This window comes from Streptomyces sp. LBL (assembly GCF_029893585.1).
Classification (GTDB): domain Bacteria; phylum Actinomycetota; class Actinomycetes; order Streptomycetales; family Streptomycetaceae; genus Streptomyces.
Window position 1 is genome coordinate 106,155 of the sequence record NZ_JARXYX010000002.1, and the last position, 17,842, is coordinate 123,996.

Sequence of the window (17,842 nt, forward strand, 5' to 3'; positions counted from 1 at the left end):
GTCGGCTCTGTCGGTCGGGACACGTTCCTGCGCAGGTTCCACTGTTCGCACTTCCCCCGTGACGCGCTGTCGGCATCTGTCTGTGCGGGCACAAGGATCGCCGCTGAGCGCGCGATGTACACCTCTCGTCACCGAATCTCCCCGATCCGTGTGCCAGCCGGGAGCCCGGATGTCGCGTGGATGACATCCGCGCGGCCCGACCGTCGGTGGGGCTTCCCGACACGGCACATGCGAGGATGAGACATCCCCGCACCAGGGACGGGCAAAATGTCCATGTCGGAGCGGGTGGCGCGAGGTGTGCCGGACGGCTTGAAGCGAAAGGACCGGAGCGTACGTGAGTGAGAATCAGAACCTCCTCGCGGAGCAGCGGCGCGCCCTGATCCTGGACGAGGTCCGGCGGCGTGGCGGTGTGCGCGTCAACGAGCTGACCCGAAAGCTCGGCGTGTCGGACATGACGGTGCGACGCGATCTGGACGCGCTCGCCCGGCAGGGTGTCCTGGAGAAGGTGCACGGCGGCGCGGTCCCGGTGGTCGAGGCGAGCACGCACGAACCGGGGTTCGAGGCGAAGTCGGGTCTGGAGCTGTCCGCCAAGGAGGACATCGCGCGGGCCGCCGCCGAGCTGGTCGCGCCGGGCAGCGCGATCGCCCTGTCGGGCGGTACGACGACATTCGCGCTCGCACAGCAGCTGGTGGACGTGCCCGATCTGACCGTGGTCACCAACTCGGTGCGGGTGGCCGACGTCTTCCACGCGGCGCAGCGCACCTCGGGCCCCCGGCAGGGTGCGGCCACGGTGGTGCTGACCGGCGGGGTGCGCACCCCCTCCGACTCGCTGGTGGGGCCGGTGGCCGACCAGGCGATCGCGGCGCTCCACTTCGACGTGCTGTTCCTCGGAGTGCACGGGATATCGGTCGAGGCCGGCCTGTCCACGCCGAACCTCGCGGAGGCCGAGACCAACCGGCGTCTGGTGCAGTCGGCGCGGCGGGTCGTGGTGGTCGCCGACCACACCAAGTGGGGCACGGTGGGTCTGAGTTCGTTCGCGGCGCTGGAGCAGGTCGACACACTGGTGACGGACGCCGGACTGTCGGGCGAGGCGCGCGCGGAGGTGTCGGAGCATCTGCGGCGGCTGGTGGTGGCGGGCGAGCGCGATGCCGGTACGGACATCTGACGTTTCGTCAATTAAGATGGCCTGCCGCTCGCCCCGCCGTCGGGCGTGACGACTTCGCCCGGTCAACCACCCGTTCTTGCCCAGGGGGTTCCGCACATGGCTCGCCAACTCCTCCCGGTCGGCCTCGAGTTCGTCGAGACCGCGCCCGTACGGCTCGCCTTCACCCGGGAGATCTCCGCCTCCCCGGAAGTGGTCTTCCGTGCTCTCGCCGAGGATGTGCCCGGGTGGGCCGAGTGGTTCACGGCGGTGAAACTGGCCCGGCCGCTCCACGACGGTGCCCGGCGTGAGATCCGGCTCAAGGGCGGAACCCGCTTCCTGGAGACGGTGCTGGCCGCCAAGGAGCCCGAGGTGTACGCGTACCGCGTCGACGTGACCAACGCGCCCGGCGCCCGTGCACTGGTCGAGGAGTGGCGGCTCGTCCCGGTGGGCACCGGCACCCGGGTGCGGTGGACCCTCGCCGCCGACGGTCCGGCGGCGTTCCGCTTCGGGCTGACGCTGGCTCGCGCGGGCCTCGGACGCGCCTTCCGGGACGCCGTCACCTCCCTGGACCGGCGTCTTACGGCCCGCTAGTCCCGTACTTCGCGGGTCGTCGGCTCCCTCACAAGCCCCTCAGCGCCAGACATCCTTCACCAGCCCCTCAGCGCCAGACGCCGGTCTCCAGCAGGGAGGTGATCGCCGCCGTGTACGGCGCGATGTCCAGGCCCTGTTCCGCGAGCCATGCGTCGGAGTAGTACTTGTCGAGGTAGCGGTCCCCGTGGTCGCACAGCAGGGTGACGACGCTCCCCTGCCGGCCCTCGGCGACCATCTCGGCGACGAGCTTCAGCGCACTCCACAGCCCGGTGCCGGTCGAGCCGCCCGCCTTGCGGCCGATGACCTGCTCCAGGGCGCGGACGGCGGCGATGCCGGCGGCGTCCGGGACCTTCATCATGCGGTCGATCGCGCCGGGCACGAAGCTCGGTTCCATGCGCGGCCGGCCGATGCCCTCGATGCGGGAGCCGCGTCCGCAGGTGACGTCCGGATCGCCGGTGGTCCAGCCCTCGAAAAAACACGAGTTCTCCGGATCGGCCACACAGACGCGGGTGTCGTACTGCATGTAGTGGACGTAGCGCGCGAGGGTCGCCGAGGTGCCGCCGGTGCCCGCCGTGGCGACGATCCACGCAGGCTCCGGAAACCGCTCCAACCGCAACTGCCGGAAGATGGATTCGGCGATGTTGTTGTTGCCGCGCCAGTCCGTGGCCCGTTCCGCGTAGGTGAACTGGTCCATGTAGTGGCCGCCGGTCTCCACCGCGAGGCGGGCGGACTCCTCGTACATCCGGCGCGAGTCGTCCACGAAATGGCACTGCCCGCCATGGAACTCGATCAGGCGGATCTTCTCGGCGCTGGTCGTCCGCGGCATGACGGCGATGAAGGGCACGCCGATCAGCTTGGCGAAGTACGCCTCGGACACGGCCGTCGAGCCGCTGGACGCCTCGATCACCGGGCGTCCCGGCCGGATCCAGCCATTGCACAGGCCGTAGAGGAAGAGGGAGCGGGCAAGCCGGTGCTTGAGACTGCCGGTCGGGTGGGTCGACTCGTCCTTGAGGTACAGGTCGATGCCCCAGCGCTCGGGCAACGGGAAGCGGAGCAGGTGGGTGTCGGCGGAGCGGTTGGCGTCGGCCTGGACTTTGCGGACGGCTTCTTTCAGCCAGCCACGGTAGGCGGCGTCGCTGTGGTCGACGTCGAGGGTGTCTCCGGTCCGGGTCTTCTGGGGGGTAGTCACGGCAGGGCTCCTTAGGCTGCGCGCCGACGGCGCGTCACGCGGCCGACACACCGATCATAGACACCTCTCGCACGCTCCTCACCTGCATAAACACACCTTTGGAGATGTCAAAGGCAGCCCTGGGGGCACGGCGGCGCACGGTCATGGGGGCGCATTGGCGTGAGTGCTCCGAGCGCCCTGGCGAAGCGTCGATGCGCACTGGTGCTCCACGCCGGTAGCGGGCAGACTGCCCGTCGGGACGAAGGTCCGGACGGGGGGCGCAGACTGGAACAGGACAGGAGCAGGACAACGGCCCCCGCGGGAGCGCGGGTCGGCACAACCACACGCACAAGGGGGCGGGGCGCGATGGCGGAGCCGGAGTTCAGGGCGACAGGCGTGCGGATCGGGAAACGGCTGCGCTCACTCACGCGGGCCGGGCAGGTCCGGATCAGCGGCGGCAGACTCGAGTTGCTCACCAGTTACGGCAGCGAGATCGACAGCGCGCCGGTGCAGGCGGTACGCGCGTCCAAACCCTGGTTCGCCCCGGAGGACCGGGCCCTGGCGGACCTCAACGGCAAGCGGTACCTGCTCACCCTGGGCGGGCAGGACCCGGCCCCCGGCGAGCCCGGTCCGCCCGCGGCACGCCGGTTCATCGAAGCCGTACGCAGGGCTGCGGGGCGTAGCGGCTGAGTCACTACGAGTTGCGGGACCGCATCCCCTGCGTCACGCTGATCTCACGTCACTCTGGGTTTACCGGCGACAACACTGCGAACCAGCCCGCCGGGCACTTACAGCAGGCGGCCGGTTCACGCAGGCACTCTGCTGGATCGATCCGAACTCCGTGTTCTTCCGGACCTCTACGTCGGGGAGTCGCAGCCGTGATCAGTCACCCGAGCAGGCACTGCACCGTGGAACTCCAAGCCCTGCCGTCGCGGATCGGCCAGGTCCGCAGAATCGTATCGGCGCAGTTGCGTTACTGGCATCTGGATCCCCTCATAGACCGAGCGGCGCTCGGTGTGACGGAGTTGTTGACGAACGTCCACCAACACGCCCGGCCCGACAAGACATGCACGGTCGAGATCGAGCTGGTGCTCGACCGGCTCAGGGTCTCGGTGCGCGACCACGACCCGCGCCTGCCGGTCGTGGGATCCATCGAAGACGCCGACGCGGACACGCTCGCGACCTGCGGGCGCGGACTCGCGATGGTCGCCGCGGTCAGCGAGAGCTGGGGCGCGCGGCCGGACGGCGATTCCGGCAAGGTCGTGTGGTTCACGCTGCCCACGCCGTCGTCCACGCGGGCGAACGCCGCGCGGCCGCCCCGACGTCAGCTCGTGGACACGCCCGTACACCGGTTCGCGGAGGCCGAGCACGCGGTCGACCTGCGCCGCCCGGAACGCGCTCCCGCCCGGTCGGTCGTCGCCGGCTGACCGGGCGGTGCCTCCCCCGGGTACTGGGGGGTGTTGCTCGGCGGCACGTGGTCGCAGGGTGTGGTGGTCATGCCGCACCGCCCTTGCCTCCACGGCCGAACTGCTCGTCCAGGACGGACAGTCGGCGCCAGTACTCGTCCTCGTCGATCTCGCCGGAGGCGAAGCGCCGGCCGAGCATCGCGATTGGGGAGTCGCCGGACGGGTCCATGTCGCCCGCCGCGCGCCAGGGGCCGCTGCCGCCCGCCGCGCGCCACGGTCCACGGCGGCCGCGCCAGACGGTGCGGCGCAGGACGGTGACGACGCCGATCACAACGGCCGCCCAGATCAGCGGGAAGAACAGGATCCACGGGCCGGGTCCGCCGTCCCAGTTCGCCAGGGTCTGCATCTCGGGTCATCTCCTCAGTGGGTCTTTTGGTGATGTCTCGAGACTCCCGCCGGGAAGGGGCCCGGGTCGTCGTACGGCCAGCGGCAGTCGGTGTACCTCCCTGGGAGTACGCGCGGAGGTCTCCGCTGCTCCTTGTGGACTCGACTTCTGTAACTACCAGTATGTACAGTTGGCGCATGAGCACCTCGGAGCGACTGATCGACTCCACCCGCGAGCTGCTGTGGGAGCGCGGCTACGTGGGCACCAGCCCCAAGGCCATCCTCGAGCGAGCGGGGGCCGGACAGGGCAGCATGTACCACCACTTCAAGGGCAAGCCCGATCTCGCCCTGGCCGCGATCCGGCGCACAGCCGAGGAGTTGCTGGCTACCGCCGAGGGAGTACTCGACGGGCCCGGCACTCCGTACGAACGGATCGAGGCCTATCTCCTGCGCGAGCGGGATGTGCTGCGCGGGTGCCCGGTCGGGCGGCTGACGATGGACCCGGACATCGTCGCCAGCGACGAGCTGCGCGCGCCCGTCGACAAGACGTTCGACCTGATCCGCGAGCGGATCGCAGGGATCGTCGAGGAGGGCAAGGAGCAGGGCCAGTTCGCGCCCTGGCTGGACGGCGAGGAGATCGCCGCGGCCGTCCTCGCGACCGTCCAGGGCGGCTACGTCCTCGCCCGCGCGTCCGGTTCGCCCGCCGCCTTCGACGCGGGTGTGCGCGGCCTGCTCTCACTCCTCGCCCCCCGCGACAACACCCGTACCCGGTAAAGGAGTTCTTCGCCGTGCACGCCATGCAGTACGAGCTCACCCTGCCCGCCGACTACGACACCGGCGTGATCCGCGACCGCGTCCGACGCGTCGGGCATCTGCTCGACGACTGGGAGGGCCTCGGCTGCAAGGCGTATCTGCTGCGCGAGCGCGGTGTGGACGGCTCGCCGGTCAACCAGTACGCGCCGTTCTACCTGTGGAACACCATGGAGGGCATGAACTCCTTCCTCTGGGGTGGCGCCTTCCAGGGGCTCAGCGATGACTTCGGGCGGCCGTCGGTGCGACAGTGGACAGGGGTGGCGTACGAGGAGGGCGGCACCGTCGGTTCGCCCGCGCGGGTTGCGGTGCGGCACCGGCAACCCGTGCCGGACGGCGTGGAGTTGGCGGCCTGCATGGAGGATGCCGTGCGGGAGACCGAACGGCTGGCCGGGGAGGACGGTGCGGTCCTCGCGGCGGCGGCCGTGGACACCGGCCGCTGGGAGCTGGTCCGGTTCTCGCTCTGGGAGCATGACATCCCGAAGGCCGAAGGAGACATCTTCCGGGTGCTGCACATGTCGGCGCCGGGCCGTGACCGGCTGCCCCGGGGACGCCAGTGGTGAGCACGGTCCGTACGGTTGCCCGGTGACGTCCGCCCCGTACGCCTGGGCGTGTGCGACGCGCACGACCGGGCGATCCGCGCCCACCGCTGTCCGACCGCCGGTGGCGGCCCCGTGGAGTCCGTGCCGGTGATCTACGGGGCCCTGCCGTGGTCCAGGCGTCCGACGTGTGCCACGTTCTCGCGGTCCTCGGTGTCCTCGCCGGCCTCGGCGGAGAACCAGGCGTCGAGGATCTCCTTGAGCAGGGGCTCGGAGGTCAGCCGGAGGCTGAGGGCGAGCACGTTGGCGTGGTTCCAGCGGCGGGCGCCGTCGGCGGTGTAGGCGTCGGTGCACAGGGCCGCACGGACGCCGGGCACCTTGTTCGCGGCGATCGAGGCGCCGGTGCCGGTCCAGCAGCACACGACGGCCTGGTCGGCCCTGCCGTCGGCGACCTCGCGGGCCGCGGCCTCCGAGCAGACGGCCCACCGGGGGTCGTCGCCGGGCTCGAGCGCCCCGTGGGCGACCACGTCGTGGCCGCGCGCCCGCAGCTCCGCCACGAGACCGCGCGCGACCGGTTCGTCCATGTCCGAGGAGACGGAGATCCGCATGCACCGAGCCTACGCGGCGAAGTGGGCCGACCGCTCCCGCGGTACGGGTGTCTCGCCGATGACGGCGATCTTCCGGGCAGTACGACGGGGCCGGGCGGCTATGTCAGCGCGCCCAGCGGATCGTCGAGGACCGGCTGCCAGGCCAACTCCGCGGCGCCGACCAGGCTGTTGTGGTCGAGGGTGCAGGCGAGGAGGGGAACGCCGCCGCTCTGTCCCCACAGGCTGCGGTCGGCGACGACCGCGCGCAGCCGGTCCGGGTCGGCGTCGAGGAGGGTGCGGTGCAGGCCACCGAGGATGATGCGGTCCGGGTTGAGGATGTTCACCAGGCCCGCGAGGCCGAGTCCGAGCCGGTCGATGAGGGTCTCGGTGGCGGTGCGGACGGACGGGTCGTCGTAGTGGTCGCGGATCAGGTCGTTGGCCAGCTGGAGCAGCGACACCTCCGGGCCCGGGTCCCGTCCGGCGGCCGTGAGGAAGGCCAGCGGGTCGGCCTCGACGTCCAGGCAGCCGCGGCTGCCGCAGTAGCAGGGGCGGCCCTCGGGATGGACGGTGAGGTGGCCGACCTCGAGGGCGAGACCCGAACTGCCGGTGTGCAGGCGCCCGTCCAGCACGAGTGCCCCGCCCACGCCCCGGTGCCCGGTGGCCACGCACAGCAGGTCACGAGCGCCGCGGCCCGCGCCGTGCCGGTGCTCCGCGAGGGCGGCGAGGTTGACGTCGTTGCCCGCGAACGCCGGTCCGGTGATGCCGGCCGCGCGCACGCACTCCTCGAAGATGCGGCGCACCGGCGCCCCCACCGGCCAGGCCAGGTGCAGCGGATTCAGTGCGAGCCCGTCCGGTTCGGCGACCGCGGACGGCACGGCGAGGCCGGCGCCGACGCAGCTGCGTCCGGTGGTGCGCAGCAGTTCTGCCCCGGCTTCCACGACGGAGCTCAGGACCTTCGCCGGGTCGGCGTCCACGGTCTCGCAGCCGGGCGCGGTGGCGACGATACGGCCGCCCAGCCCGACCAGGGCCGCCCGGAACCCGTCGGCGTGCACCTGCGCGGCGAGGACGACGGGTCCCTCCTCGGCGACCGCGAGCCGGTGCGAGGGCCGCCCCTGCGAACCGGCCGCCGCTCCGGGCCGGGCGTCCACCCGGATCAGCCCGAGGGCCTCCAGTTCGGCGGCGACGGCACCGGCTGTGGCCCGGGTCACGCCGAGCTCGGCGGTGAGGACGGCACGGGTCGGCGCGCGTCCGGTGTGCACGAGTTCCAGGGCGGGCCCGAGCGCGCCCCGCCCCCGGTCCAGCCGCGTCCGGTGGGTGGTCATCCCTTCCCCGTTCGTCCGAGGGTCCGCCTTCCCGCTCATGAGGGCGAGTCTCCCATGATCCGCGGATGCCGTCGGCCCGCAGGCCGCTGACTCCGAGCCTGATGTTCAGCCGTCCGGTCAGGCCCGGTTCCGGCGGTGCGGTTTCCCGCGTGCACCCGGGGGACGCCGTCCCGACCAGCACTGAGCTGCGGCTCGGCTAGCCTTGACGCACGATGAACGACCGTATGACGACTCCCCTGGGCGAGTTCGAGCTGTCCCGCTTCCCCGCGGACCCGCGTGACCGACTGCGTGCCTGGGACGCCTCAGACACGTATCTGCTGCGGCACCTGGCGGACGAGGGGGTCCCGCTGTCCGGCACGGTCGTGGTGGTCGGGGACCGCTGGGGCGCGCTGGTCACGGCGCTCGCGGCACACCGGCCGACGCAGATCACCGACTCCTTCCTCACCCGGGAGGCGACCTCGGCCAACCTCGCCCGCAACGGTGTCGAGGCCGGCTCGGTGGCGCTGCTGACCACGCGGGACGCGCCGCCGGCCCGCATCGACGTCCTCCTGGTGCGGGTTCCGAAGAGCCTGGCGCTGCTCGAGGACCAGTTGCTGCGGCTGGCACCCGCGGTGCACGAGCGCACGGTCGTCGTCGGCACCGGCATGGTGAAGGAGATCCACACCTCGACCCTCCAGTTGTTCGAGCGCATCCTGGGGCCGACGCGGACCTCGCTCGCGGAACAGAAGGCGCGGCTCGTCTTCTGCACGCCGGAGCCGTCGCGGGAGCGGGGCGACAACCCGTGGCCGTACCGCTACGCCCTGCCCGACGGCATCGGTCCGCTCTCGGGGCGTACGGTCGTCAATCACGCGGGTGTCTTCTGTGCCGACCGGCTGGACATCGGCACCCGGTTCTTCCTCCAGCATCTGCCGGCCACGACGGGCGGGCGCCGGGTCGTGGACCTGGGGTGCGGCAACGGCGTGGTCGGAACGGCGGTGTCGCTGGCCGATCCCGGGGCCGAGGTGCTGTTCGTGGACGAGTCGTTCCAGGCCGTCGCCTCGGCGGAGGCGACGTACCAGGCGAACGGGGTGCCCGGACACGCGGAGTTCCGGGTCGGGGACGGGGTGGCCGGGGTGCCGGCCGGGAGCGTCGACCTGGTGCTCAACAATCCTCCGTTCCACTCGCACCAGGCGACGACCGACACGACAGCGTGGCGGATGTTCACCGGCGCCCAGCGGATCCTGCGCCCCGGCGGTGAGCTGTGGGTCATCGGCAACCGGCACCTCGGGTACCACCTGAAGCTGCGACGCCTGTTCGGCAACAGCCAACTGGTCGCCAGTGACCCGAAGTTCGTGGTGCTGAAGGCCGTGAAGAAGTAGCGGCGCCCGGTCAGGCGGGTGTGGCAGGCCCGTCGAGTGCCTGGATGACGTGGGCGACCGTGCGGGCCATCGCCTCCCGTCCCACGCTCAGGTAGGTCCGTGAGTCGACCGCCTCGGGGTGGGCGGCCAGGAATTCCCGGATCGAGCCGGTCATGGCGATGTTGAGGGCGGTGCCTACGTTCACCTTGGCGATGCCGCCCGCGGTGGCCGCGGCCAGTTCGTGGTCCGGCACTCCGGAGGAGCCGTGCAGGACCAGGGGCACGTCCAGGGTGTCGGCCAGCTGCTTGACGAGGGTGTGGTCGAGGGTGGCGGTGCGGGCGGTCATGGCGTGCGAGCTGCCGATGGCGACGGCCAGGGCGTCCACCCCGGAGTCCGCGACGAAGGCACGGGCCTCGGCCGGGTCGGTACGGGCTCCGGGTGCGTGGGCGTTCAGCGCCGCCTCACCGTTCTTCCCGCCGACCCGCCCCAGCTCGGCCTCGACCCACAGCCCTTGATCGTGCGCCCAGTCGGCGGCGGCCCGGGTCGCGGCGAGGTTCTCGGCGTACGGCAGCCGGGACCCGTCGTACATGACGGAGCTGAATCCGGCGGCGGCCGCCTGGCGCAGCAGGTCGTCGCTCTGCACATGGTCGAGGTGCAGGGCGACGGGCACGTCGGCGTGTTCCGCCGCCGCGACGGCCGCGCGGGCGAGCGGGAGCAGGCGTCCGTAGCGGAACGTGACGGCGTTCTCGCTGACCTGGAGGATGACGGGTGAACTCACCGACTCCGCACCTGCGATGACGGCCTCGATGTGTTCGAGGGTGATGACGTTGAAGGCGGCGACGGCGGAGTGTGCCGCGGCGGCGCGGCTGACGAGTTCGCCGGTGGTCAGAAGGGGCACGGCTGGTCCTTCCGTGAGTGTCAGGGGGCGAGGATCACCGAGCGGGCGAGGTGGCGGGGCTCGTCGGGGTCGAGGCCGCGGGCCGCGGCGACCGCGACGGCGAGCCGCTGGACCCGGACCAGTTCGGCGAGCGGGTCCAGACCGCCGGGCACCCACAACGCGCCCGTCGTACGCACCTGTTCGGCCAGTCCGTCCGGTGCTTCACCGAGCATCCAGGTGGCGGTGCCGCGGGTGGTGATGCTGATGGGGCCGTGCCGGTACTCCATCGCCGGGTAGGCCTCGGTCCAGGCGAGGGAGGCCTCGCGCATCTTCAGCCCGGCCTCGTTCGCCAGCCCCACGGTCCAGCCGCGGCCCAGGAAGGTGAACTGCGTGCAGTCGACGATCCCCTCAGGCAGTTCCGTGCGGAGTGCGGTGCGGGCGTCGGCCACGACGGCGTCGGTGTGCAGGCCGAGATGGGCGCGGAGCAGGGTCAGGGCGGTGGTGGCGAACCGGGTCTGGACGACAGAGCGTTCGTCCGCGAAGTCGAGGACAACGACCTCCTCCGCGGCCTCCATGACGGGCGTGTGCGGATCCGCGGTGATCGCGGTCGTGCGTGTATGTCCCTTCGACCGCCTGAGCAGGTCGAGGACTTCGGTGGTCGTACCGGAGCGGGTGAGCGCTACGACACGGTCGTACGAGCGGCCGTACGGGAACTCGGACGCGGCGAAGGCGTCCGTCTCGCCCTGGCCGGCTCCCTCGCGCAGTGCGGCGGCGGCCTGCGCCATGAAGTACGAGGTGCCGCATCCCACGATCGCGACCCGCTCGCCCGGCGCCGGCAGCGCCCCGCGGTGCTCCGTGACCTCCACCGCGGCCCGCGTCCAGCATTCGGGCTGGCTGGTCAGCTCGTCCTCGACATGGGTCATGCCGTTCCCTCCGTGGTCATGGTAATGATTTTTCTTGCAAGATATAGCGAGGTTTCGAGCATAATCAAGCATTGGAAGAAAAACAGCGTGCGCTAGGGTCGCCGGAGATCGAGGAGCGGTCGAGGAACGGAGGATGCGGATGTCGCGCGACGCCCGCTGGAATGCGCTGCTGGACCTGCTCGTGGAGCGCGGACGGCTGGACGTCGAGGAGGCGGCCGTCGCACTGGCGGTCTCGTCGGCGACGATCCGCCGGGACTTCGACCAGCTCGCCGAACAGCAGATGCTCGTACGCACGCGGGGCGGTGCGGTCGTGCACGGAGTGTCGTACGAACTGCCGCTGCGCTACAAGACCGCCCGCCACGCCTCCGAGAAGCAGCGGATCGCGAAGGCGGTCGCGGAGCTGCTGGTGCCGGGTGAGGCGGTGGGTCTGACCGGCGGGACGACCACCACCGAGGTGGCCCGGGCACTGGCCGTGCGCAGCGACCTGGCGACCGGTTCGCCCGGTCTGACGATCGTCACGAACGCGCTGAACATCGCGAACGAGCTGGCCGTGCGCCCCCAGTTCAAGATCGTGGTGACCGGCGGGGTCGCCCGTCCTCAGTCGTACGAGCTGGTCGGGCCGCTCGCGGACGGGGTACTCGGCCAGATCACGGTCGATGTGGCGGTGCTCGGTGTCGTCGGCTTCGACGTGTTCCACGGGGCCGCCGCCCACGACGAGGCGGAGGCGGCGATCAACCGGCTGCTGTGCGAGCGCGCCGAGCGGGTGATCGTCGCCACCGACTCCAGCAAACTGGGCCGACGGGCCTTCGCCCGGATCTGCGCGGCCGAGGCCGTGGACACCCTGGTCACGGACACGGGGGCCGACGCGGAGACCGTGCGCCGGTTCGAGGAGGCGGGACTGCGGGTGATCGCGGTTTAGTGCCGCGACCGGCACCAGTGCCGCGACAGGCACTGTTTGCCCGAGAGGAGCAGCGAGTGGGGCACCTCCCACGCCCTTGAGGCAGTGCGGGAGCGTGCCAGGCGTCGCGACGGGGAACATTACCTGTCGCGGCGCTGGCTGCGTTACCGCTCCGCACTGTCCTTCCCCGCCTAAGCTGAGGCTGAGGCCGAGGGGCGTGCCGGGCAGAGAGGCTGCGATGGACGGACGACCGACCGCACGGCAGGGATCCGGGGACGGGCGGTATCTGCCGATCGCCGAGCACGGTCTGATCGGTGACCTGCGCAGTGTGGCTCTGGTGGGCACCGACGGCACGATCGACTGGTACTGCTGCCCCTCCTTCGACGCCCCGAGCGTCTTCGCGGCCATTCTGGACGCGGACAAGGGCGGCTGCTTCGAGCTGGCGGCGACCGTCGCGGCCACCACCAAGCAGTTCTACTTCCCCGACACCAACGTGTTGATCACCCGCTTCTACACCGAGGACGGGGTCGGCGAGGTGCAGGACTTCATGCCGGTCGACGGCGACGCGGTGGAGACCGACCGCCACCGGCTGATCCGGCGGGTGCTGTGCGTGCGCGGTTCCATCCCGTTCCGTACGCGGGTGGCGCCGCGCTTCGACTACGGCGCGGAGCCGCACACCGTGCACGTGGCCGGGGACGTCGCGGTGTTCGAGTCCGCCAAGCTGTCGCTGGGCCTGACCGCGACGGTGCCGCTGGAGGCCGACGGCCCGGACGCACGCGCCGAGTTCAAACTCGCCGAGGGCGAGTCGGCGGTGTTCGCGCTGGACCAGCTGGGCAGCGAGGTGGTCCCCCGCCGGTGCGCGCGCACGGAGGCCGAGGAGCAGTTCACCACCACGGTGGCGTACTGGCGGAAGTGGCTGTCCGCGTCCAAGTACCGTGGCCGCTGGCGGGAGATGGTGCACCGCTCGGCCCTCACGCTGAAGCTGCTGACCTACGCGCCGACCGGCGCGATCGTGGCGGCGCCGACGACAAGCCTGCCCGAGCAGCTCGGTGGTGAGCGCAACTGGGACTACCGGTACGTGTGGGTGCGGGACGCCGCGTTCTGTGTGTACGCGCTGCTGCGGCTGGGCTTCACCGGCGAGGCCGAGGCGTTCATGAACTTCGTGACCCGGCACATCAGTCCGGGCGACGGCAAGCCCTCGGGCCCGCTGCAGATCATGTACGGCATCGACGGCCGCACCGATCTGACGGAGCGTGAACTCGACCATCTGGAGGGGCACCGGTCCTCCGCGCCGGTCCGGATCGGCAACGGTGCCGCCCAGCAGCTCCAGCTCGACATCTACGGCGCGCTGATCGACTCGATCTACCTCTACGACAAATGGGCCAAGCCGATCTCCAGCGACCAGTGGGACGACGTGTCCGCGCTGGTGGACTGGGTGTGCGAGAACTGGGACCAGCCCGACGAGGGTATCTGGGAGACCCGCGGCGGCCGCAAGAACTTCCTGTACTCGCGGTTGATGTGCTGGGTGGCGATCGAACGCGGGATCCGCATGGCCAACCGGCGCGGCCTGCCCGCCGATCTGGCCCGCTGGCAGGCGTGCCGGGACACGATCTACCGGCGCATCCACAGCAAGGGCTGGTCCCGGACGCGCCAGGCGTTCGTGCAGCACGAGGACGGCGACGTGCTCGACGCGGCGGTACTGATGATGCCGCTGACGAAGTTCATCGCGCCCACCGACCCGAAGTGGCTGTCCACCCTGGACGCCCTCACCCAGGACCTGGTGTCGGACTCACTGGTCTACCGCTACGACCCGCTGGAGAGCCCCGACGGACTGCGCGGCGACGAGGGCACGTTCTCCATCTGCTCGTTCTGGTACGTCGAGGCCATGGTCCATGCCGGGCGGATCGACGAGGCGCGGCTGGCCTTCGAGAAGATGCTCACCTACGCCAACCATCTGGGCCTGTACGCCGAGGAGATCAGCCACACCGGCGAGCAACAGGGCAACTTCCCGCAGGCGTTCACGCATCTCGCCCTGATCAGCGCCGCCTTCAACCTGGACCGCGCCCTTGGCTGACCGGCCGCCGAGGACACGTGGGTGCATGAACCGGGCGGGAGGCAAGGTGAACTGACGTGACGTCAGGATCTCCTTACGTCGACCGCGGCCAGCGCCATCGCCAGCGGCCCCGGCGCCAGGAACGCGAGCGGTACCAGCATCCACGCGCACAGCGCGGCCGTCGCCACCGCGAGCAGCACCAGACCGGAACCGCCCAGGTCCCGTACGGCGTCCCGGGCGGCCTCGCGCACGGCGGCCGGCCAGTCGGTGAGCGACTCGGGGCGGGCGCAGGCCCGCAGGCCCACCACCAGTGCGCCCGCGCCGATCGCGGCGGCCACCAGGGCGAACAGCGGCGCCCCCGGCAGCCCCACCCCGGCCAGCGCCAGGTCCGCGACGAACAGCAGGGCCCCCGTCAGGGCGACCAGCCCGGCGGCCAGGTCACCGAGTCGCAGCCGTCGCCGTAGGACCGCGAGATACCGCCCGGCGGTGGCGGGTCGCCCCTCCCCCGCGCCCCGCAGTACGGCGCACGCGCTGGACAGCGCGGCCGGGACGGTCACCAGGGGCAGACAGGCCACCGCCGTGGCGAGACCGACGCTCAGCACGTCGGCGAACAGGGTCATCCGGGGCCCGAAGACCTCGCCCGGCTCATGTGACCGCATCTCACTCACCCTCACTCACTCTCACTCACCCCTTGACTCCGGAACTGGCCATGCCCTCCACCAGGAACCGCTGGAAGGCGAGGAAGAACAGCACGATCGGCAGCAGCGCGATCACCGACATCGCGAACATCGGGCCGAACGACGACTGGCTGGAGGCGTCCACGAACGACCTCAGGGCGAGCGTGAGCGTGAACTTGTCCGGGTCGAAGAGGTAGATGAGCTGGGTGAAGAAGTCGTTCCAGGTCCAGATGAAGGTGAAGATCGCCGTGGTGATGAGGGCGGGCCGGGTGAGCGGCAGGATCACCTGAAAGAAGCTCCGAAAGGGACCGCAGCCGTCGATACGGGCCGCCTCCTCCAGCTCGCGCGGCAGACCGCGCATGAACTGCACGATGAGGAAGACGAAGAAGGCCTCCGTGGCGAGGAACTTCGGCAGGATCAGCGGCCAGTAGGTGTTCACCAGGCCGAGCTGGTTGAAGATGATGTACTGCGGGATCAGCACCGCGTGGTGCGGCAGCATGATCGTCGCGATCATGAAGGCGAACAGCGGGCCGCGGAAGCGGAACCTGAGGCGCGCGAAAGCGTAGGCGGCGAGCGAGCAGCTGATCACGTTGCCGAGGACCGCGCCGCCCGCGATCAGCAGCGAGTTGGACAGCAGCCGCCAGACGGACACGTCGTTCACGCCGTCCATGGCGGTCCTGTAGTTCGACCACTCCAGGTGGCTGGGCAGCAGGTCGAGGCTGGCGATGACCTCGTCGGCGGGCTTGAGCGAGGTGGCGAGCAGCCAGGCGAGCGGATACAGCATCACCAGGAGCGCGGCCAGGCAGCCGAGGTGGAGCGCGATCCGGCCCCAGCGAACGGGCTTGCGGGAAGCGGTGGTTGAGACGACGGTCATCGGTCCCCCTCGGACGCGTAGAAGACCCAGGAGCGCGAGGTGCGGAACAGGACCGCCGTGACGACGCCGATGACGAGCAGCAGCACCCAGGCCATGGCGGAGGCGTAGCCCATGTGGGAGGCGACGAAGCCGCGGTCGTAGAGGTACATGGTGTAGACGAGGGTCGAGTCCGCGGGGCCGCCCTTGCCGCCGCTGACCGCGAAGGCGGGCGTGAACACCTGGAAGGCCTGGATGGTCTGCAGCACCAGGTTGAAGAAGAGCACCGGGGACAGCATCGGCACGGTGACGGACACGAACTGCCGCCGTTTTCCGGCCCCGTCGACGGCCGCCGCCTCGTAGAGCTCGGCGGGTATCTGCTGGAGGCCCGCGAGGAAGATGACCATCGGCGCGCCGAACTGCCACACCGTCAGCAGCGCCACGGCCAGCAGGGCCCAGCCGGGCTTGTTGACCCAGCCGCCGTTGCCGAGGAGGTTGTCCACCGTGCCACCGTCGTTGAAGACCGCCCGCCAGACGAGGGCGATCGACATCGAGGCGCCGAGCAGCGAGGGGGCGTAGAACGCGGACCGGTAGAAGGCCTTGCCGCGCTTCATGGACTTCAGGGCGAGGGCTACGACGAGGGCGAGGGCGAGTTGGAGGGGCACGGCGATGACGACGTACGTGAGGGTCGTCACGACCGATCGCCAGTAGCGCGGGTCCTCGGTGAACATCTGCGTGTAGTTGCGCAGGCCGACCCAGCGGGGCGGGTCGAAGAGGTTGTAGTCGGTGAAGGACAGATACAGCGACACGGCCATCGGCAGCAGCGTGAGGACGCTCGCGCCGAGGACCCACGGGGACAGGAACACCCAGGCGGCGCCCTCGCGTTCGCGCTTGGGGCGGCGCTTCGGGGCGGTGGCGTTCCGTTTCGGGCGTGCGGTGGGCGCGGGGATGTCGGTGGTGGTCATGACCTCAGCTCCGCCTTCGCCTCGGTGACGTAGTTCTCGGCCGCCTCGCGGGGCGACATGCGCTCGTACGACACCTGGTCGTAGTCGCGCTGGAAGGTGGTCTGCAGGGCGTTGTCGCCGGAGGGCGGGGCCTGGGGCGGATCCTTCAGGGTGCCTTCCAGGGACGACTGGAAGGCGGCGACGGTCTTGTCGAAGTCCTTGAGCTGGGGCACGGTCCGCTCGCGGATGGTCTCGTTGACGGGGATGCCGCGGGTGACGCCGAGGATCTTCGCCGCGTCCTGGTCGTTGAGGAGGAAGTCGACGAGCTGGGCCGACTCCTTGGGATGGCCGGTGTTGGCCGAGACACCGAGGAACATCGCCGGCTTGAAGTACTGGCCGGGTGTGCCGTCCTCGCCGGACGGCATGGGCGCGAGGGCGATGCCGGTCGGGACGAGGGCGAGGTAGCCGCTGGACGGGGCGTCCCAGTTGGTGTCCGCGGTCGCGTGGCCTCGTCCGAACGGGGTGTTCTCGACGGAACCGTCCATCTGGGTGGTCTGCTCGGCCGCGGAGACCGCGCCCTCGCGGCGGAGCTTGTCGGCGAAGGTCCACCACTGGGTCAGGTCGTCGGCGGTGAAGCCGAGACCGCCGTCCTTGGTGTAGAGGGCCTTGCCCCGGCCGCGCAGCCAGACCTCGAAGGCGTCCTCGCTCTGGCCCGGGTCGGTGGCCCCGGGCCGGCCGGTCTTCTTCGCCAACTCGCGCACGGCGGCGGCCCAGTCGCTCCACGTCCAGCCCTGCCGCGGGAGCGGGACGCCCGACGCCTTCCAGGTCTTGACGTCGTAGACGACGGTCTCGGTGCCGCGGGCCTGCGGGATCGCGTACTGCCCGCCGGCCACCCGCCCCGCGGCGAGCAGGCCCGCGTCGATGTCGGAGGTGCGCAGTACGGACTTCTGCTTCGCCAGGTCGAGCAGGACGCCGCCGGAGGCGTACTGGTCGATCTGGCGGTAGTCGAGCTGCATCACATCGGGGGCGTCGCCGCCCGTGGCCTGCACGGCGAGCTTCTGTTTGTAGGCGTCGTAACCCGAGAACGACGTCTGCACCTGCACGTTCGGATGGCGCTTCTCGAACAGGGCGACGGCCTGTTCGGTGCGCGCCGCGCGGTCGGGGTTTCCCCACCACGTGTAGCGCAGCACGGCCTTGCCACCGCCGACCGGCTCCCCGGATCCCCCGCAACCGGCCAGCACCGCACAGAGCGCGAGTGCGGCGGCCGAAGTGCAGAACCCCTTTGTCCTGTGTCCGGGCATGCCGAGGTCACCTCATTCCTTCCTCGGACGT

Annotated in this window: 19 protein-coding genes; 9 read left to right on the forward strand and 10 right to left on the reverse strand. The window is 70.9% G+C overall.

Going from position 1 to position 17,842, the window contains the following annotated elements; all coding sequences use genetic code 11:
* Positions 1-334 precede the first annotated feature (334 nt).
* Complete coding sequence (locus M2271_RS02720; RefSeq protein ID WP_280885428.1) at positions 335-1,165, forward strand: DeoR/GlpR family DNA-binding transcription regulator; 831 nt, start codon at positions 335-337, stop codon at positions 1,163-1,165.
* 96 nt (positions 1,166-1,261) lie between these two features.
* Positions 1,262-1,735, forward strand: a complete 474-nt coding sequence (locus tag M2271_RS02725) for an SRPBCC family protein (RefSeq protein ID WP_280885429.1) — start codon at positions 1,262-1,264, stop codon at positions 1,733-1,735.
* A gap of 67 nt (positions 1,736-1,802) precedes the next feature.
* Here M2271_RS02725 and M2271_RS02730 read toward each other — a convergent pair whose 3' ends face one another.
* Positions 1,803-2,924 (reverse strand): PLP-dependent cysteine synthase family protein, encoded by a 1,122-nt coding sequence (locus tag M2271_RS02730; RefSeq protein ID WP_280885430.1) that lies wholly within the window; start codon positions 2,922-2,924, stop codon positions 1,803-1,805.
* 345 nt (positions 2,925-3,269) lie between these two features.
* Between M2271_RS02730 and M2271_RS02735 the strand changes: the two genes are divergently transcribed.
* Positions 3,270-3,593, forward strand: coding sequence for a hypothetical protein (locus M2271_RS02735; protein WP_280885431.1), 324 nt, complete (start codon positions 3,270-3,272; stop codon positions 3,591-3,593).
* Between the two features lie 188 nt (positions 3,594-3,781).
* Positions 3,782-4,330, forward strand: a complete 549-nt coding sequence (locus M2271_RS02740; RefSeq protein WP_280885432.1) for an ATP-binding protein — start codon at positions 3,782-3,784, stop codon at positions 4,328-4,330.
* A 67-nt stretch (positions 4,331-4,397) separates the two neighbouring features.
* On the opposite strand, the gene M2271_RS02745 is transcribed toward M2271_RS02740, so the two are convergent.
* Complete coding sequence (locus M2271_RS02745) at positions 4,398-4,715, reverse strand: SHOCT domain-containing protein (RefSeq protein WP_280885433.1); 318 nt, start codon at positions 4,713-4,715, stop codon at positions 4,398-4,400.
* 176 nt (positions 4,716-4,891) lie between these two features.
* On the opposite strand from M2271_RS02745, the gene M2271_RS02750 reads away from it, so the two are divergent.
* Together M2271_RS02750 and M2271_RS02755 are read left to right on the forward strand one after the other, a co-directional pair.
* The gene (locus tag M2271_RS02750; RefSeq protein ID WP_280885434.1) at positions 4,892-5,467 is read left to right on the forward strand and encodes a TetR/AcrR family transcriptional regulator; all 576 of its coding nucleotides are present in this window, start codon (positions 4,892-4,894) and stop codon (positions 5,465-5,467) included.
* Positions 5,468-5,481: 14 nt separating this feature from the next.
* Positions 5,482-6,066: a DUF4865 family protein gene (locus tag M2271_RS02755; protein WP_280885435.1), complete on the forward strand. Its 585-nt coding sequence runs from the start codon at positions 5,482-5,484 to the stop codon at positions 6,064-6,066.
* Between the two features lie 131 nt (positions 6,067-6,197).
* On the opposite strand, the gene M2271_RS02760 is transcribed toward M2271_RS02755, so the two are convergent.
* Positions 6,198-6,650 (reverse strand): RpiB/LacA/LacB family sugar-phosphate isomerase, encoded by a 453-nt coding sequence (locus tag M2271_RS02760; RefSeq protein WP_280885436.1) that lies wholly within the window; start codon positions 6,648-6,650, stop codon positions 6,198-6,200.
* Between the two features lie 98 nt (positions 6,651-6,748).
* Entirely contained in the window at positions 6,749-7,990 is a 1,242-nt protein-coding gene (locus tag M2271_RS02765) for an ROK family protein (protein ID WP_280885437.1), read from the reverse strand.
* Positions 7,991-8,175: 185 nt separating this feature from the next.
* Between M2271_RS02765 and M2271_RS02770 the strand changes: the two genes are divergently transcribed.
* Positions 8,176-9,309, forward strand: coding sequence for a methyltransferase (locus tag M2271_RS02770; RefSeq protein WP_280885438.1), 1,134 nt, complete (start codon positions 8,176-8,178; stop codon positions 9,307-9,309).
* A gap of 10 nt (positions 9,310-9,319) precedes the next feature.
* Here the strand turns inward: M2271_RS02770 and M2271_RS02775 are convergent, their stop codons facing one another.
* Complete coding sequence (locus M2271_RS02775) at positions 9,320-10,186, reverse strand: class II fructose-bisphosphate aldolase family protein (RefSeq protein WP_280885439.1); 867 nt, start codon at positions 10,184-10,186, stop codon at positions 9,320-9,322.
* A gap of 20 nt (positions 10,187-10,206) precedes the next feature.
* On the reverse strand, positions 10,207-11,088 hold the full coding sequence (locus M2271_RS02780; protein ID WP_280885440.1) for an SIS domain-containing protein: 882 nt from the start codon (positions 11,086-11,088) through the stop codon (positions 10,207-10,209).
* A 139-nt stretch (positions 11,089-11,227) separates the two neighbouring features.
* Between M2271_RS02780 and M2271_RS02785 the strand changes: the two genes are divergently transcribed.
* Both M2271_RS02785 and M2271_RS02790 read left to right on the forward strand, forming a co-directional pair.
* On the forward strand, positions 11,228-12,007 hold the full coding sequence (locus tag M2271_RS02785; RefSeq protein ID WP_280885441.1) for a DeoR/GlpR family DNA-binding transcription regulator: 780 nt from the start codon (positions 11,228-11,230) through the stop codon (positions 12,005-12,007).
* Between the two features lie 217 nt (positions 12,008-12,224).
* A complete protein-coding gene (locus M2271_RS02790) occupies positions 12,225-14,060 on the forward strand; it encodes a glycoside hydrolase family 15 protein (RefSeq protein ID WP_280885442.1) in 1,836 nt (611 codons plus the stop codon).
* 62 nt (positions 14,061-14,122) lie between these two features.
* Here M2271_RS02790 and M2271_RS02795 read toward each other — a convergent pair whose 3' ends face one another.
* The 4 genes from M2271_RS02795 to M2271_RS02810 are packed head-to-tail and all read right to left on the reverse strand — an operon-like array spanning position 14,123 to position 17,811.
* A complete protein-coding gene (locus M2271_RS02795; protein ID WP_280885443.1) occupies positions 14,123-14,698 on the reverse strand; it encodes a hypothetical protein in 576 nt (191 codons plus the stop codon).
* A 25-nt stretch (positions 14,699-14,723) separates the two neighbouring features.
* Entirely contained in the window at positions 14,724-15,590 is an 867-nt protein-coding gene (locus tag M2271_RS02800) for a carbohydrate ABC transporter permease (protein WP_280885444.1), read from the reverse strand.
* Positions 15,587-16,531, reverse strand: coding sequence for a sugar ABC transporter permease (locus M2271_RS02805; RefSeq protein WP_280885445.1), 945 nt, complete (start codon positions 16,529-16,531; stop codon positions 15,587-15,589). The genes M2271_RS02800 and M2271_RS02805 overlap by 4 nt, the downstream gene beginning before the upstream one ends.
* Positions 16,528-17,811: an ABC transporter substrate-binding protein gene (locus tag M2271_RS02810; protein ID WP_280885446.1), complete on the reverse strand. Its 1,284-nt coding sequence runs from the start codon at positions 17,809-17,811 to the stop codon at positions 16,528-16,530. The genes M2271_RS02805 and M2271_RS02810 overlap by 4 nt, the downstream gene beginning before the upstream one ends.
* Positions 17,812-17,842: the final 31 nt, after the last annotated feature.

Bases quoted from the DNA above. Each gene is read 5' to 3' on its own strand.
- M2271_RS02725 (WP_280885429.1), top strand. From the start codon at position 1,262: ATGGCTCGCCAACTCCTCCCGGTCGGCCTCGAGTTCGTCGAGACCGCG.
- M2271_RS02735 (WP_280885431.1), top strand. From the start codon at position 3,270: ATGGCGGAGCCGGAGTTCAGGGCGACAGGCGTGCGGATCGGGAAACGG.
- M2271_RS02745 (WP_280885433.1), bottom strand. From the start codon at position 4,715: ATGCAGACCCTGGCGAACTGGGACGGCGGACCCGGCCCGTGGATCCTG.
- M2271_RS02750 (WP_280885434.1), top strand. From the start codon at position 4,892: ATGAGCACCTCGGAGCGACTGATCGACTCCACCCGCGAGCTGCTGTGG.
- M2271_RS02760 (WP_280885436.1), bottom strand. From the start codon at position 6,650: ATGCGGATCTCCGTCTCCTCGGACATGGACGAACCGGTCGCGCGCGGT.
- M2271_RS02765 (WP_280885437.1), bottom strand. From the start codon at position 7,990: ATGAGCGGGAAGGCGGACCCTCGGACGAACGGGGAAGGGATGACCACC.
- M2271_RS02770 (WP_280885438.1), top strand. From the start codon at position 8,176: ATGACGACTCCCCTGGGCGAGTTCGAGCTGTCCCGCTTCCCCGCGGAC.
- M2271_RS02780 (WP_280885440.1), bottom strand. From the start codon at position 11,088: ATGACCCATGTCGAGGACGAGCTGACCAGCCAGCCCGAATGCTGGACG.
- M2271_RS02785 (WP_280885441.1), top strand. From the start codon at position 11,228: ATGTCGCGCGACGCCCGCTGGAATGCGCTGCTGGACCTGCTCGTGGAG.
- M2271_RS02790 (WP_280885442.1), top strand. From the start codon at position 12,225: ATGGACGGACGACCGACCGCACGGCAGGGATCCGGGGACGGGCGGTAT.
- M2271_RS02795 (WP_280885443.1), bottom strand. From the start codon at position 14,698: ATGCGGTCACATGAGCCGGGCGAGGTCTTCGGGCCCCGGATGACCCTG.
- M2271_RS02800 (WP_280885444.1), bottom strand. From the start codon at position 15,590: ATGACCGTCGTCTCAACCACCGCTTCCCGCAAGCCCGTTCGCTGGGGC.
- M2271_RS02805 (WP_280885445.1), bottom strand. From the start codon at position 16,531: ATGACCACCACCGACATCCCCGCGCCCACCGCACGCCCGAAACGGAAC.
- M2271_RS02810 (WP_280885446.1), bottom strand. From the start codon at position 17,811: ATGCCCGGACACAGGACAAAGGGGTTCTGCACTTCGGCCGCCGCACTC.